Annotated in this window: 14 protein-coding genes; 2 read left to right on the top strand and 12 right to left on the bottom strand. The window is 35.1% G+C overall.

The annotated features are described in order from the left end of the window. Positions 1 to 45 precede the first annotated feature (45 nt). On the top strand, positions 46 to 570 hold the full coding sequence (locus U473_RS01135) for a gamma carbonic anhydrase (RefSeq protein ID WP_068727335.1): 525 nt from the start codon (positions 46 to 48) through the stop codon (positions 568 to 570). Between the two features lie 78 nt (positions 571 to 648). Here U473_RS01135 and U473_RS01130 read toward each other — a convergent pair whose 3' ends face one another. From U473_RS01130 to U473_RS01070, 12 genes are all read right to left on the bottom strand, one after another. Continuing rightward, the gene (locus tag U473_RS01130; protein WP_068722581.1) at positions 649 to 1,146 is read right to left on the bottom strand and encodes a DoxX family protein; all 498 of its coding nucleotides are present in this window, start codon (positions 1,144 to 1,146) and stop codon (positions 649 to 651) included. 504 nt (positions 1,147 to 1,650) lie between these two features. After that, complete coding sequence (locus tag U473_RS01125) at positions 1,651 to 2,511, bottom strand: DegV family protein (RefSeq protein WP_068722579.1); 861 nt, start codon at positions 2,509 to 2,511, stop codon at positions 1,651 to 1,653. A 427-nt stretch (positions 2,512 to 2,938) separates the two neighbouring features. Beyond that, the gene (locus tag U473_RS01115) at positions 2,939 to 4,342 is read right to left on the bottom strand and encodes a SpoVR family protein (protein WP_068727333.1); all 1,404 of its coding nucleotides are present in this window, start codon (positions 4,340 to 4,342) and stop codon (positions 2,939 to 2,941) included. 14 nt (positions 4,343 to 4,356) lie between these two features. Then, positions 4,357 to 5,508, bottom strand: a complete 1,152-nt coding sequence (gene yhbH, locus U473_RS01110) for a sporulation protein YhbH (protein ID WP_068722575.1) — start codon at positions 5,506 to 5,508, stop codon at positions 4,357 to 4,359. A gap of 16 nt (positions 5,509 to 5,524) precedes the next feature. Continuing rightward, positions 5,525 to 7,420 (bottom strand): PrkA family serine protein kinase, encoded by a 1,896-nt coding sequence (locus U473_RS01105; protein WP_068722572.1) that lies wholly within the window; start codon positions 7,418 to 7,420, stop codon positions 5,525 to 5,527. Between the two features lie 219 nt (positions 7,421 to 7,639). After that, positions 7,640 to 8,128 carry a metallophosphoesterase gene (locus tag U473_RS01100; protein WP_068722569.1) on the bottom strand — a complete coding sequence of 163 codons (489 nt, stop codon included), beginning with the start codon at positions 8,126 to 8,128 and terminating at the stop codon, positions 7,640 to 7,642. A gap of 127 nt (positions 8,129 to 8,255) precedes the next feature. Further along, the gene (locus U473_RS01095; protein WP_068722567.1) at positions 8,256 to 8,978 is read right to left on the bottom strand and encodes an HAD family hydrolase; all 723 of its coding nucleotides are present in this window, start codon (positions 8,976 to 8,978) and stop codon (positions 8,256 to 8,258) included. A 39-nt stretch (positions 8,979 to 9,017) separates the two neighbouring features. Then, positions 9,018 to 9,482 carry a tRNA (uridine(34)/cytosine(34)/5-carboxymethylaminomethyluridine(34)-2'-O)-methyltransferase TrmL gene (gene trmL, locus U473_RS01090; RefSeq protein WP_068722565.1) on the bottom strand — a complete coding sequence of 155 codons (465 nt, stop codon included), beginning with the start codon at positions 9,480 to 9,482 and terminating at the stop codon, positions 9,018 to 9,020. A gap of 140 nt (positions 9,483 to 9,622) precedes the next feature. Continuing rightward, positions 9,623 to 10,129 carry an amidase domain-containing protein gene (locus U473_RS01085; RefSeq protein ID WP_068722563.1) on the bottom strand — a complete coding sequence of 169 codons (507 nt, stop codon included), beginning with the start codon at positions 10,127 to 10,129 and terminating at the stop codon, positions 9,623 to 9,625. 87 nt (positions 10,130 to 10,216) lie between these two features. Next, positions 10,217 to 10,750 (bottom strand): methylated-DNA--[protein]-cysteine S-methyltransferase, encoded by a 534-nt coding sequence (locus U473_RS01080; protein WP_068722561.1) that lies wholly within the window; start codon positions 10,748 to 10,750, stop codon positions 10,217 to 10,219. A gap of 56 nt (positions 10,751 to 10,806) precedes the next feature. Next, a complete protein-coding gene (gene queG, locus U473_RS01075; protein WP_068722559.1) occupies positions 10,807 to 11,952 on the bottom strand; it encodes a tRNA epoxyqueuosine(34) reductase QueG in 1,146 nt (381 codons plus the stop codon). A gap of 104 nt (positions 11,953 to 12,056) precedes the next feature. Next, entirely contained in the window at positions 12,057 to 12,638 is a 582-nt protein-coding gene (locus tag U473_RS01070; RefSeq protein ID WP_068722557.1) for a ribonuclease H family protein, read from the bottom strand. 642 nt (positions 12,639 to 13,280) lie between these two features. On the opposite strand from U473_RS01070, the gene U473_RS01065 reads away from it, so the two are divergent. After that, positions 13,281 to 14,234: an IS30 family transposase gene (locus U473_RS01065; RefSeq protein ID WP_068722556.1), complete on the top strand. Its 954-nt coding sequence runs from the start codon at positions 13,281 to 13,283 to the stop codon at positions 14,232 to 14,234. The last annotated feature ends 33 nt before the right edge of the window (positions 14,235 to 14,267 follow it).

Raw genomic sequence — 14,267 nt, 5'->3', positions numbered from 1 at the left:
CGTTGAACCAAGAATAATGATTTCAAAAGGTGTGATAAATCAATGATACTATACAACTATAAAGGAAAAAGTCCATTAATTGCAACTAGCGCATTTATTGCAGATTCCGTAGTCGTTACCGGAGATGTAACGATCGGTGAAGAATCTAGTATTTGGTTTCATACAGTGATCCGAGGAGATGTAGCACCTACGATCATCGGTAATCGTGTTAATATCCAAGATCACTCTGTTCTTCATCAAAGCCCTAATACGCCGCTCATCATTGAAGATAATGTAACAATAGGACACCGTGTTCTTCTCCACAGTGCAACGATTAGAAAGGGTGCCCTTATTGGTATGGGATCCATTATTTTAGATGGGGCTGACATTGGTGAAGGTGCAATGATTGGTGCTGGAAGTCTCGTTCCACCTAGAAAAAAAATTCCTCCATACACCTTAGCCTTCGGACATCCAGTTAATATCATAAGACCATTAACGGAAGAAGAAATAAAAGAGATGGAACGAATTCGAAGAGAATATGTAGAAAAGGGACAATATTACAAATCAATTTCACCACGATTGAAAGGATAGTTGTTCATTAAGATCACGCAAATAACCCTCCTAAAAACAGGAGGGTTATTTTATGGAAGTGAAATTTATGAATGTTTTTTACGCTTCTAATGTTGCATCTTTTTTAACTGCTTTTTTAATGTAAGGAATAATCCAACGATCTAAGCCAATTTTACCTGCGTTAAATCCTGCAACCAAAATGAAAATAGTGAGTAAAGACATTTGTACGTTTGTGCTTGTAGAACCACTAAACATAAATGCATAATTCATTAAGATACCAAAGAATGCTGCCGCTGTCGTTAATGCTCCAAGGATAAGTCCTAAACCTACTAAAAATTCACCGTAAGGGACTAAGAAGTTGAATAATCCTACGTTTGGAATAGCAAATGCGTCTAAGAAATTTGCCCACCAACTTTGAACTACTGGATGATCACCTGTTGCCTTTTTTACAGCTCCCATTAAAAATCCTTGTGCATTGAATGGTTCTGCACTTGTAAGCTTATGCCACCCTGCTTGAATCCATTCATACCCTAGATAAAGACGAACAAGAGTTAAAACATAAGAAGCATACACATTTTCCTTTAAAAATTTAATCATTTTCTTTCCCCTCCTATAAATTTTTTTAAAATATAAGTCCTATTACTTTCGAAGTCATTCTAATTTAGAATAACTTCTTTTCAATTCTGATTATAAACCTATCATCACAATTCTACCATAAGTTTGATTAAATATTCACAAAATAGCCACATTTTGTGATGAAATTGTGAGGGGTTCTTTATTTAATTAAAATAGTAATAATGTTTTTCCCAATGAAAAAATAACTCTTCTTTGAAGGTAAAATACCTGTTTGTGATATATTTCACAAAATAAGAAAGGTTTGTATATTCCATCGCGCTCCGTCATCCGTGCCCTTCTATGAATAAAGATTACGGAGAAAAGGGCACTTCTGAAGGTCGCAGCTTATGGAATATACAAACCCATAAATGACAAATGGAAGAAAGTTATACTTTTTTAATCTTTAAAAAAAGAGTATATCCTTTTTCACTAAGATTTTCTGGGTCATAATATTCATCAAAAGAAAAACTAAATTTCGTTTAAGTATTATTTTGCCTCTTTATTCAGAAAAAAAACAGAAAGGGTCCCTGGACCCGCATGAGCTCCAATGACAGCTCCAATGATATTTACATAAAATTTATCTGTTCCAAACTTCTCTCTAATCATTATTTTTAGTGTTTCTGCACCCTCTTCATCATCCCCATGACAAATCCCAATGGTTTGCTCTCGAAGATTGTTACCCCTCTCTTCCATCAGTTCAATCATTCGTTTAAAAACCCTTTTCCTACCACGTATTTTTTCAATTGGTACCAGCTTTCCATCCTCAACATTAAGAACTGGTTTTATGTTTAATAATCCTCCAATAATCGCTGCTGTTCGGCTAACTCTTCCACCACGATAAAGGTATTCTAAATTATCAACCGTGAATACATGTTCCATATGTTTCGCATAAAAATCGATGGCTTCCAAAATTTCAGCTTTACTTTTCCCATCAGCAGCCAGTTGAGCAGCTTTTAAAACGACAAGGCCAAGACCAACTGAAGCACATTTTGTATCGAAAATCTCACAATCAAAATCAGGGTATTCTTCGAGCACCTCATTTTTAATCATGACAGAAGATTGATAGGTACCAGATAGACCTGATGAAAAAGCAATATATATACAGCTAGTTTTTTCTTTTGCATATTTTTCAAAAACATCTTTAAAACGTGTTAATAAAGGCTGTGACGTCTTATATACGTTTCCTTCCCTCATACCCTGAAATAACTCATTTGGTTGAATCGTAACCCCATCTTCAAATTGTTGATCATTTAAGAATACTTGTAATGGTATAACATCAATATTATATTGCTCTATCACATTTTTAGATAAATCTGCAGCACTATCTGTAATAATCTTGATATTCATCACGATCTTACTCCTTTAGAGTAATTTTTTATTACTCATATTTTTAAATAGAACTATATCATTAATGGTAAGTTTATACAATTGATTGGATAGAGAATTGAGAATCGTTAAAAAAACTCCTTATAATTAGGTTTGTTAGACCTGTCCAAATCCTAAATTAAAAGGAGAGCCTATGGCCAAGGATAACACAAATACAAATTGGGGATTGGCATATATAGAACATGTAAAGGAGCTTTACGGGAAGAAAAAAAGAGCAGCAACTTTAAGAATTGAATATTTAATGATTAAGAAATTGTTTTTGATAATAAAGAAAACAAAAACAGAGCTGAATTTTCATTTTCGGCCCTGTTTTTATTGATTTTTAATTTAGAATACAAAAGGGCAAACTCAAAAGTAATGTTAACTTTTGAATTTGCCCTTTTTACCACTATAAAAACTTCCTAAATGTCTTCTTTCCATCATAGGAAAATAATACAGGTCTATTTTCAACGAATGTTTCCAAGTGAACCGTTCGTCCCCATAATTTGTAAACATGGGGCAAAGTCTTTTCTAAATACAGGATATCTAGTTCTATTCCCTCGTAATGGTGTTTCAAATAAAGCTCACCATTTTTAAGATAATCTCCATTTTCCACAACAATGTATGGGAATCCACCATTTACTTTGGTCTGAACCAGTTGGTCACGAACTTTCTCCCAATCCTTTTCGACAATTATCCATTCATTCCCACGTTTTTGATATAAATATAGATCTAGATCGTTCACAAGTTTTTTGGTAAGGTAATTTCGTAAAAACGAGATATCTGCATCTATTTCCCTTACTTCAAAGATTTTCTTTCTTCCTTCTCCTGGCTTTCTTCCTATTTGCTCTTGTTCCTCTTTTGTAGGATGATCCCACCGTTTTTCAATATCTTCAAAGATTTTGACGCCAAGATAATAGGGATTGATTGATGTTCTTGAAGGCTGTACAACGCCAGCGTTTAACTTAGCAAATTCAATGGTTTCTTCTTCATTTAAATCAAGTTCACGTAGGATTCGCATATGCCAATATGAAGCCCACCCTTCGTTCATGATCTTTGTTTCAATCTGCGGCCAAAAATATAGCATTTCTTCACGGAGCATGGTCATAATATCTCGCTGCCAATCTTTTAAAACTCGACTATATTCTTCACAAAAGAGAACAATATCCTTTTCCGGGAAAGGAGGAAACTTCTGCTCTTCATCGGTTTTCACTAATGCTGTTTCATTGGTTTTATCGATTTTCCATAAATCATCATACTCACTTGTTTTTTTCGGTTTAGGTTTCTCATCAATCTTTCTTTCCCGATCCTTCTTTTTAAACAAACTTGGATCTATATGCTCCTGAATGGCCAATACGGAATCGATAAATTCCTCAACTTCTTGTCTGCCATATTCTTTTTCATAATGGCGTATCCTGTCTGCTGTTCTAGCCATGCTCTCTACCATATCCCTTGGTGTGTTCATAAAACGAATATTGTTTTTGAAAAAGTCCGAATGGGCCAAAACATGAGCCACTATCAGCTTATTTTGAGTGAACGTATTTCCTTCTAATAAAAAGGCATAACTTGGATTATTGTTGATTACCAACTCATAGATTTTGCTTAGTCCTAGATCATATTGAAGCTTCATTCGATGAAAGGCTTTACCAAATGACCAGTGAGAAAAACGGGTTGGCATTCCATAAGCGCCAAAGGTATAGATAATCTCCGGTGGACAAATTTCATAGCGCATTGGAAATGGATCAAGTCCAAATCCTTTGGCAATTTCCGTAATCTCAGCAATTGCCTTTTCTAATTCGTTCATATCGATCATCACACTCAGACCTCCTATTCTGCGGCCTGAGGCTCTTTTTTAGTAAAAAATGTTCTCAAAGCCTGATAAACCTCAGATTTTTCCCGAATCACCGCGTAGATGAATTTCTCATCTTTTATATTCTTGTAAACGTTCATTAGAGTAGAATGGCGATTATACTGATTTACTTCCCCATACCCAAACATATTTGAACGTTTCATCAGTTCTTTCACATAATAAACGCTTCTTTCATTATCTGAAGTTAAATTATCTCCATCGGAAAAATGAAAAGGATAGATATTGTAACGATCAGGTGGATATCGTTTGTCGATAATTTCAATCGCCTTGCGATAAGCAGATGAGCAAATCGTTCCTCCACTTTCACCCCGTGTAAAAAATTCCTCTTCTGTCACTTCTTTTGCTTCAGTATGATGAGCAACAAATACAATTTCAACATGTTCATATTTTGTTCTTAGAAAACGCACCATCCAAAAGAAAAAGGTTCTAGCAATATATTTTTCAAACATCCCCATTGAACCACTTGTGTCCATCATGGCAATCACCACTGCCTTTGAATGGGGGATGATAATTTCTTCCCATGTTTTAAAGCGCAAGTCATCGTTTGAAATTTGATGGATTTTCGCTTCTCCTTTTAAACTATTTCGTTTTAAGTTTTCAAGAATCGTTCTTCTTTTATCGATATTCCCCATTAGGCCTTTTTTGCGTACATCATTAAAGCGAATTTCCTCTACGATTATCTCTTGATTTGGCTTTCGCTTTAAATGAGGTAGTTCAAGGTCTTTGAATAACATTTCTTCAATCTCTTCCACTGTAATTTCTGCCTCATAAATATCTTGACCTGGTTGGTCACCTGCTCCCTGACCTTTCCCTGGTTCTGGAGTTGCATCTCTTCCTAAAACATCACCGACTTTAGAATCTCCTTTTCCTTGCCCACCTAATTTTTGTTTATGGTAATTATAACGAAAGCGGTATTCGTCTAGTGAGCGAATGGGTATTTTTACAATTTCTTTCCCATTGGATAAGATAATATTTTCTTCACTAACTAGATCAGGAAGGTTCTTCTTTATTGCTTCACGAACTTTTTCTTTATGCCTCATCTGATCCTCATAACCTTTGCGGTGTAGTGACCAATCTTCCTTAGACACGATGAAAAGGGGGTCTGTCATTTGTTTCCCTCCTTTTTTAGCGATTTAGGAGGCTACCCACATACTTCAATAATTCATTGGAACATACAGGGCAATACCCATATTTTTCAATTAGGCTTTTACTCACTTCGTTTATTTTTTTTAACTGATTTTCGTTTGGCGTTTTTGTTGAAGTTGTGATCTTTACAACATCTTTAAGATCAGCAAATAATTTTTTCTGAATTGCTTCTCTTAAACGGTCATGACTTTTATAATCAAATCTTTTTCCTTTGCGTGCATAAGCAGAAATCCTAATCAAAATCTCTTCTCTAAAGGATTTTTTGGCATTTTCAGAGATCCCAATTTGCTCTTCAATGGATCGCATCAATCGCTCATCAGGTGGTAGTTCCTCATTGGTGATTGGATCTTTTATTTTGGAGTTATTCACATAGGCCTCTACATTATCTAGATAATTTTCCATTAAGGTTTTTGCTGATTCTTCAAAAGAGTAAACAAATGCTTTTTGTACTTCAGTTTTTGCTGCTTCATCATATTCTTTTCTAGCAATAGAAATATAATTTAAATATTTTTCTCTTTCTTCTCGAGTGATAGAAGGATGTTGGTCCAATCCATCTTTCAATGCCCTTAATAAATCTAGAGCATTGATACATTTTACTCCTTCTTTTATTAAAGCACTAGAAATACGATTGATCACGTATCTTGGATCGATTCCTGACATACCTTCATCAGGATACTCATTGTGTAATTCCTCTAGATCCGCCTCATTAAACCCTTCTACATCCTGACCATCGTACAAACGTAGTTTCTTTAAAATATCCATTCCTTGTTTCTTAGATTCTTTAAGACGAGTTAATATGGAGAATATGGCAGCTGTATTTAAAGCATGTGGGGCGATATGAACATCATTGATTTCACTTTGTAAGATTAGTTTCTTATATATTTTCTCTTCTTCAGTGACTTTTAAATTATAGGGGATGGGCATTACGATAATTCTGGATTGCAAAGCTTCATTTTTCTTATTGCTGATAAAGGATTTATATTCTGCCTCATTCGTATGGGCCACGATCAATTCGTCTGCACTAATTAAGGCAAAACGCCCTGCCTTAAAGTTTCCTTCTTGAGTAAGAGATAATAAATGCCATAAGAATTTTTCATCAGACTTTAGCATTTCTTGAAATTCCATTAAACCGCGATTTGCTTTGTTTAATTCACCATCAAATCGGTAAGCTCTTGGGTCTGATTCTGATCCATATTCAGCAATCGTAGAGAAATCAATGCTACCCGTTAGATCAGCAATATCCTGAGATTTGGGGTCAGATGGAGAAAAGGTTCCGATTCCTATCCGCTTATCTTCAGAGAATAGGATTCTTTCTACTTTGACATTTTCTATTTTTCCTTGATATTCATTTTCAAGTTGTAGTTGACATAACGGACATAAATTCCCTTCAATTTTAATCGCAAATTCTTTTTCAAATTCAGGCCTTAAATCGTTTGGTATTAAATGCAAAGGATCTTCATGCATGGGACATCCTTTGATACCATATAATGCTCCTTCATCTGTTCTTGTATATTTTTCTAGTCCTCGTTTTAACATTGTAACAATTGTCGATTTTCCACCACTTACTGGTCCCATCAAAAGTAAAATTCTTTTTCTCACATCCAAACGTTTAGCAGCTGAGTGCAAATATTCTTCGACTAATCGTTCAATCGCTTTATCTAATCCAAATAGTTCTGTACTAAAAAATTCATATTGTTTATTACCATCAACTATTTTCTTTCCTTTGTTTGCAATCATCTGATAAACTCGAGAATGAGCTGTCTGAGCTACATGAGGACGTTCTTTTACAATTTGCAAATAATCTACAAAAGTGCCTTCCCAAGCCAACTCTTTTTCCTTCGCACGATAATCGGCTATTTGCTTTAATATATCCATAGTAGCCTCCTCTCCTCATCACACAAAATGTAATAAACCTAAAACATAAGATGGGAATTATTTTGTTTTTTCTACTACTATATTCTAAACAAAAAATAACATGATGGATTTCCATAGCTAACCTTGTTTAATTTTAATGTATGCTTATTGATATGCTTTGTTTCCTCCTCAAACTATAAAAAAAATCCAGATGTATTTATATTTATACATCTGGATTCTTTAAAAGTAGTGAATCTTGGCTTGAATCTTATCATCTAAAATGATTTCACCATATGAATACTTTGGACTTCTTCTTTTATCTGTAGGTGAACCAGGATTAAAATACAGTACACCATTTTCCCATTCTTTAAACGCTTGGTGACTATGTCCAAAGATAACAATATCAGCCTTTTCATTAGCAAATGCTTGTTTTGCCCGTTGTAAGGTGGTTCCATATACACCATCGCCATGAATGAGTCCAATTTTATATTTACCTATGTCAATGATTTTCTTTTTTCCTAATCGAAATAAGATTTCCGGACCATCATTATTTCCTGCAACTGCTTCAAGACGAGAAGATAACGCTTGTAAATCATAAAGGATATCTATAGAGGTAAAATCCCCGGCATGAATAACCATGTCACTCTTTTCGATTGCTTCATAAAGAAAATCTGGCAATGAAGTAGATTTTCTAGGCAGATGGGTATCAGAAATCACGGTTATTTTCATCTCGACTTCCCCTTTTCGCTTTTATTCAAACCACTATCATAAAAAGATAGATATTTTACAGTATTATAACATAGAATAAGTTTGTATATTCTAACGCGCTCCGTTGTCCATGTATCTATGCTTTACTTTAAAGTGCAAAAACTCCTTTTTTAGCTTTTATATCTTCTTTTAACTCTTCAAGTGATCCTTTTTGATGGACTTCATAAGTTAAGGTCCCACGATCAATTAAATAATCTGTTACTAAAAATGTTGGCATCCCTAGTTTGCTAGCAATCATATCTTCTTGCATATCATTACCAATCATCATCGCTTCTTGTGGTTCCACTCCAATTTTCTCTAAAATCTCTAAATAGTATTTTGGCTGGGGTTTACAGAAATGAGATTCTTCATACACCGTAACTAAATCAAAAGGAAAATCTAATAAATCCAGCCATTTTAAACGTTCATAAATAGCTGCTTTTGGGAAAACAGGATTGGTGGCAATCACTACTTTTCTTCCTTGTTCTTTAGCGATTTCAACAATTTCTTTTGATAGGGGAGAGGGGTTGGTATGTATTTTTAACAAAGGAAATTCTTCTTCATAAAAGCGAACGAATGTTGGCCAAATATCTGATTGCTGGATCCCTGTCCTTTTTACAAAAGAGTCAATAAATACTTGCTCATTAGTAAGATTATGATCTGTATTTTTTATCATATCATTCGTTGATTCCCAGATTATTTTTATAAAGGCTTTTGGATCTAGAAAAGAAGCAACGTTTGGTGCTAATGCTCTCATATATTGTTCTATAAATTGATCGGTATTCATCGGTAATAAAGTGCCATCTAAATCAAATAATAATGCTTTTGCCATATGAACCTCCACTATTTTCTTTATTGATTGGTTATTAGATTATTTTAAATAAGGAAAATTGAGTTGTCTAAGCGCTTCATAAACAATGATGGCCGCTGAATTAGACAAATTTAGTGAACGAATCAGTTCTCCCATTGGAATGGTGATCGTCATATCCCAATTTTTTTTCAAAATATCCATAGGTATTCCTGCGGTTTCCTTTCCAAAAACCAAAAAGTCTTCATCCTGGTATTGGACATCGGTATAAAAACGCTCTGTTTTTGTTGTAGCATAAAAAAAACGTCCTTGAGGGTATGTATCATATAACTCTTGAATCGAATCGTAGTATTTAATATCAACAAAATGCCAATAATCTAAACCAGCCCTCTTTAGCATTTTATCATCCGTTGAAAAACCTAGGGGTTTAATTAGATGTAATCTAGTACCAGTAGCAGCACAAGTACGTACAATATTTCCTGTATTGGCTGGAATTTCGGGTTCATGTAATACGATATTTAGTGCCAATTCTCCTCACCTCTAAATCAGTCTATCCCATCAATACCTTACATTATACTACAACAAGATCATGCTCACAAAAGTGAAGATATTCTTTTAAAAAGAATAGGCTCATCTATTCTAAGACAAGCCTTTCTCTGAACTAAAAATTAAAATTGATCTACAATATGAAAATATTTATATTGAGTCTTTTCTGTCCAAGCATAAGAATCTTTGTATGCCCAATTTCGTTTGATTGAATTTACAGTATGGGCATTTACTAATGGCATTCCAATAGGATCTATGGCTGTAACAATGGTATTATGTTGCCACTTACCATCTCCATCAAAATCATAACAAATGACATCACCAATCGTTAGTTGCTCTGGGGATTTAACTTCAATCGCTCTTAACCCTGTTCTACTAGTCTGTAGGTACCATCGCAAGCTGTGAGCAACAGCCCAGCTATAGCTCCAACGGTCAGACTTATTCCCATTTCCTTGATACCACCATCCTTTTCCCTTTTGTCCTAAACCTGTCATAGGCGCTCCTCCTGCCCAAAGACACTGGGAAACATAGTTGGTACAGTCTACTTCAAAAGTTCGAAATCTAGGATTATAACTATTCCACCATCGGTCAGCATATTCAGCGGCCTTTTTACGGTTATAAACCCCCACTTTTACCACCTCCTATGCCCATCTCTATGGTGTTCAAGATGTAAATAGAACAAAAAAGAAAGGATACTCTCCTTTCTTTTATTTCAGTTATTTATCTTTGGGTAGATAACCTTCTAACTGAAGCAGATATTGCTTAATCTCTATTCCCCCACCATAGCCTACTAAATTACCGTTTGACCCGATTACACGGTGACAAGGTACAATAATAGGAATCGGGTTATTGTGGTTTGCACCACCAATTGCTCTAACCGCTTTTGGGGCATTCATTTGAATTGCAATATCTTTATAGGTTCTTACTTCTCCATAAGGAATCGTTAATAAAGTTTCCCAAACTTTTTTCTGGAAGGGTGTACCATATAATTCAATAGCAATATTAAATTCCGTTCTTTGCCCGCTAAAGTATTCTATTAATTGTTGGATAACGGTATTTAACTCATTTTTTGCTTCTACGATTTGATCTGTACCTATCCATTGTTTAACCCATCTTTTTAGCAAAAACAAACTATCCTCAATCATACCAAATTCAATCCAGCAAACACCATTTGTTGTTGCAGCAATGGTTAGAGGTCCAATTGGTGAATCCATCTCTTTATAATAAACCATCTTAGATGATTCTTTCATCCTATCCCCTCCAAGAGGTTGTTTCTCCTTATCATACCGATTTATTATGTTTTTAGCTAACTTAGTATACCTTCATTTGCAAGCTTATTTAATGATCTTATGATTTCTTGCAGTACTTTGTCATCTTTTTCTTTAATTTTCGCTTGAAGCAATATTTCTTCTACTTCTTTTCCCCCTATTTTCCCTAAAGACCACGCTGAGGTTTGGCGGATCACTGGCCTTTCATCATTGATTAAAAGATCCTTTAATAGAGGTAATGCTGTTTTATCTTTAAAATGAGCTAAGGCAATTATCACATTTCTTTGAATCGGTTTCTTTCCCCTCCAAGCAGCTGCCGTCTGTCTCCAAGTTTCTTTAAATTCTTTATTAGAGATTGTTAATAAAGGCTTCAACAAGGGTTTCGCCAATTCAGGATTAGGTAAGGTCTTTTCTTGGTGGCCAAAGTTTATCCCTTTATTTTTAGGACAGACGATTTGGCATGTATCGCATCCATATAATCGATTCCCTAACTTTTCCATTAGTTCTTCTTCTAACATATCTTTTCTCTGTGTGATATAGGATAAACATCTTTTTGCATTTACTTGGCCAGCCTGAACAATAGCTTGAGTAGGACATGCATCTAAACATCTTGTACAGTCTCCACATTGATTTTCCATAGGATGATCTTCAGGAAAAGAAATATTTGTTATCATTTCCCCAAGATAGACATATGATCCGAATTCAGGGGTTATGAGCAAAGAGTTTTTTCCGATCCAACCAATTCCTGCTCGTTCAGCTACAGCATGATCAGACAGTACTCCTGTATCTGTCATAGCCACATATTCTGCGTCAGGCACCATTTGTTTGAGATATATTCCTAATTGGTTTAGTTTCTCTTGAAGAATTAGATGGTAATCAATTCCCCATGCTAAACGGGCTACAAAGCCTCTATATTCCCCTTCTACTCCCTTTGGTGGCTGTGGGATCTTAGAAGGATATGCAATAGCAATGGCAATGATTGATTTTGCATTTTTTAGTGTAAATTTTGGATTTACACGCTTATCAATGTCTTTTTCTTCAAAACCTGATTCATACCCTAATTCACGATGACGATGTAGTATTTTTTCTAGTTCCCTAAATGGTTCTGCAGAAGTAAATCCTATCTTATCTATTCCAATTTGCTGTGCATAATCTATCACTTTTTGTTTTAGTTTCTCATTCATTACAACCACTCAATTCTATATATTAGAATTAATCTGAATAAGATCGGCTTTTATTATAACCTAAGCAGCATATTGGATTAAAGTCTGTAAATCTTGGTTATTTTTCATTTGATCTCTTGATATAGATATTGAAACCTTTCATCTTTATCTGCTAATTTTTGGATAGTATCAACCAAGAGTTCGTAATTTTGATAGGAAAGCGTAATTGTCTTCTTTTTATCTATTTTTTCAGATTTAGGACTTTTGGAGGATGGAATAGCTGCAACCGCAAGCTGATCGGCCATTTCATTCCACTTATTCCCTGAATGTCCCTTTACTTTTTCCCATTCAACTACCCTCTCTTCTACCAATGGTAAAAGTCGTTTCCATAGATCCTGGTTTTCTACAGGTTTTCCTTGTGAAGTGATCCAGCCTTTTTTTATCCAAGATTTTAACCAATTTTGTTGAAAGGCATTGATTAGATAGGCTGAATCGGAGTATATTTTGACTTTACTCCCTTTTGGGGTATTTTTTAACGCCTCAATGGCAGCAGTTAATTCCATCCGGTTATTTGTTGTAGAGATTTCTCCGCCAGAAAACTGTCTACCATCCAAAAAAACAGCTCCCCATCCTCCTGGTTGGCCACCAGCTGCTTGATTGTTCGCACATGCACCATCTGTATAAACCTCGTATTTTTCGATGTTCATTTTTTCCTCCTATATACGTCATATTTCTAACTTTATTTTTTAAGTTTCTCTCTTTTTTCGCTTTAGTTCTACAAAAATCCTCTTAAACGTTCAAAAATCCAAATGTGTAAATTAGCCCACAAAAGTGAGACTTCCTTCGAAGCGTAATTCGACTACTTTTGTGGGGCCCCATTAAAATAATAAAAAGAAAGTTATACTTGCTTATCTTTTAAGAAAAGGTTTGTATATTCCATCGCGCTCCGTCATCCGTACCCTTCTATAAATAAAGATTATGGAGAGAAGGGCACTTCTGAAGGTCACAGCTTATAGAATATACAAACCCCTAAATGACAAGTGGAAGAAAGTTATACTTTTTTATCTTTTTAAAAAAACGCGACCCTTCGTCCTTAAGGAACGAAAAACCGCGTTAGTCCTAGCGATACTTATGTAACTTGATTAAGTCGACAAAGTTCTACATTTGTAACGACAAAATATAATATACCATGTCTTTTGTCCTAGGGCAACCTTTTTATAATAAAAAATTCACAAAAAATTAATAGGTTCATTGTAAAATTAAATGCAACAACAAATATATAGAAAACGCCATGGTAAATCCGTTATGATTAAGTCGACCAAAACCATACATAACAGGAGGATTTACCGATGGCTTATTCTAATCATAACACAAAGAAACGTCATTTTAAACATCTCACTCCATATGAGCGAGGTCAAATTCAAGTGCTACAAAAAGAAGGAAAAACCCTTCAAGAGATTGCAGATCTTCTTGATCGCCACAAATCTACGATTTCTCGAGAATTGAAGCGAGGAACTGTTATTCAGCGTCGTTCTGACTTATCTGAGTATATGACCTATTTCCCGGAAACAGGACAAGCACGTTATGAAGCCAACCGCTCCCATTGCGGGGCTAAATATAAACTCGTCCAAGCATCTGATTTTATTCGCTTTGCCGTAGAGAAAATACAAAAAGAACATTGGTCTCCTGATGCCGTCTGCGGCTTTGCTAAGGCAAATCAACTCTTTGGGGTCGTTGTATGCACAAAAACGCTCTATAACTACATCGATCTTGGTGCACTACCTGTGAAAAATATTGATCTGCCTTTAAAAGTAACAAGAAACACAAAGAAAAAACGAAACCGCGTCAATAAGAAGATCCTTGGAGAAAGCATTGAACAACGCCCTTCTCACATTAACGAACGCACAGAGTTTGGACACTGGGAAATTGATACAGTTTTAGGCAGTCGTCAAAAAGGAGCTGTCCTCCTTACCCTAACTGAGCGCATGACTCGCAAGGAAGTGATCATGAAAATCGATCAAAAGACAACGACTGCGATCCATCATGCAATACAACAGTTAAGAAATCAATACAAAACAGCCTTCTCCTCGATTTTTAAAACCATTACATCGGATAATGGCTCTGAATTTAGTGAACGCGGCTCCAATGAATGTCACAATGGATTAATCAGACGATTCATTCCAAAAGGAAAATTCTTGGCTACAAGACACCAAATGATTTATTTTTTAAAGAATTGCAAAATGTGGCTTAATCTTACTGGATTTGGAATTTTATATTTTGTTGCATTTATTATTGCAATTTAGGCAAAAAATTAATAAAATTAATAACTTCTTCAC

The sequence above is a fragment of the Tepidibacillus decaturensis genome (genome assembly GCF_001561915.1).
GTDB classification, from domain to species: domain Bacteria; phylum Bacillota; class Bacilli; order Tepidibacillales; family Tepidibacillaceae; genus Tepidibacillus_B; species Tepidibacillus_B infernus.
This window is presented reverse-complemented; position numbering and strand designations above follow the sequence as displayed.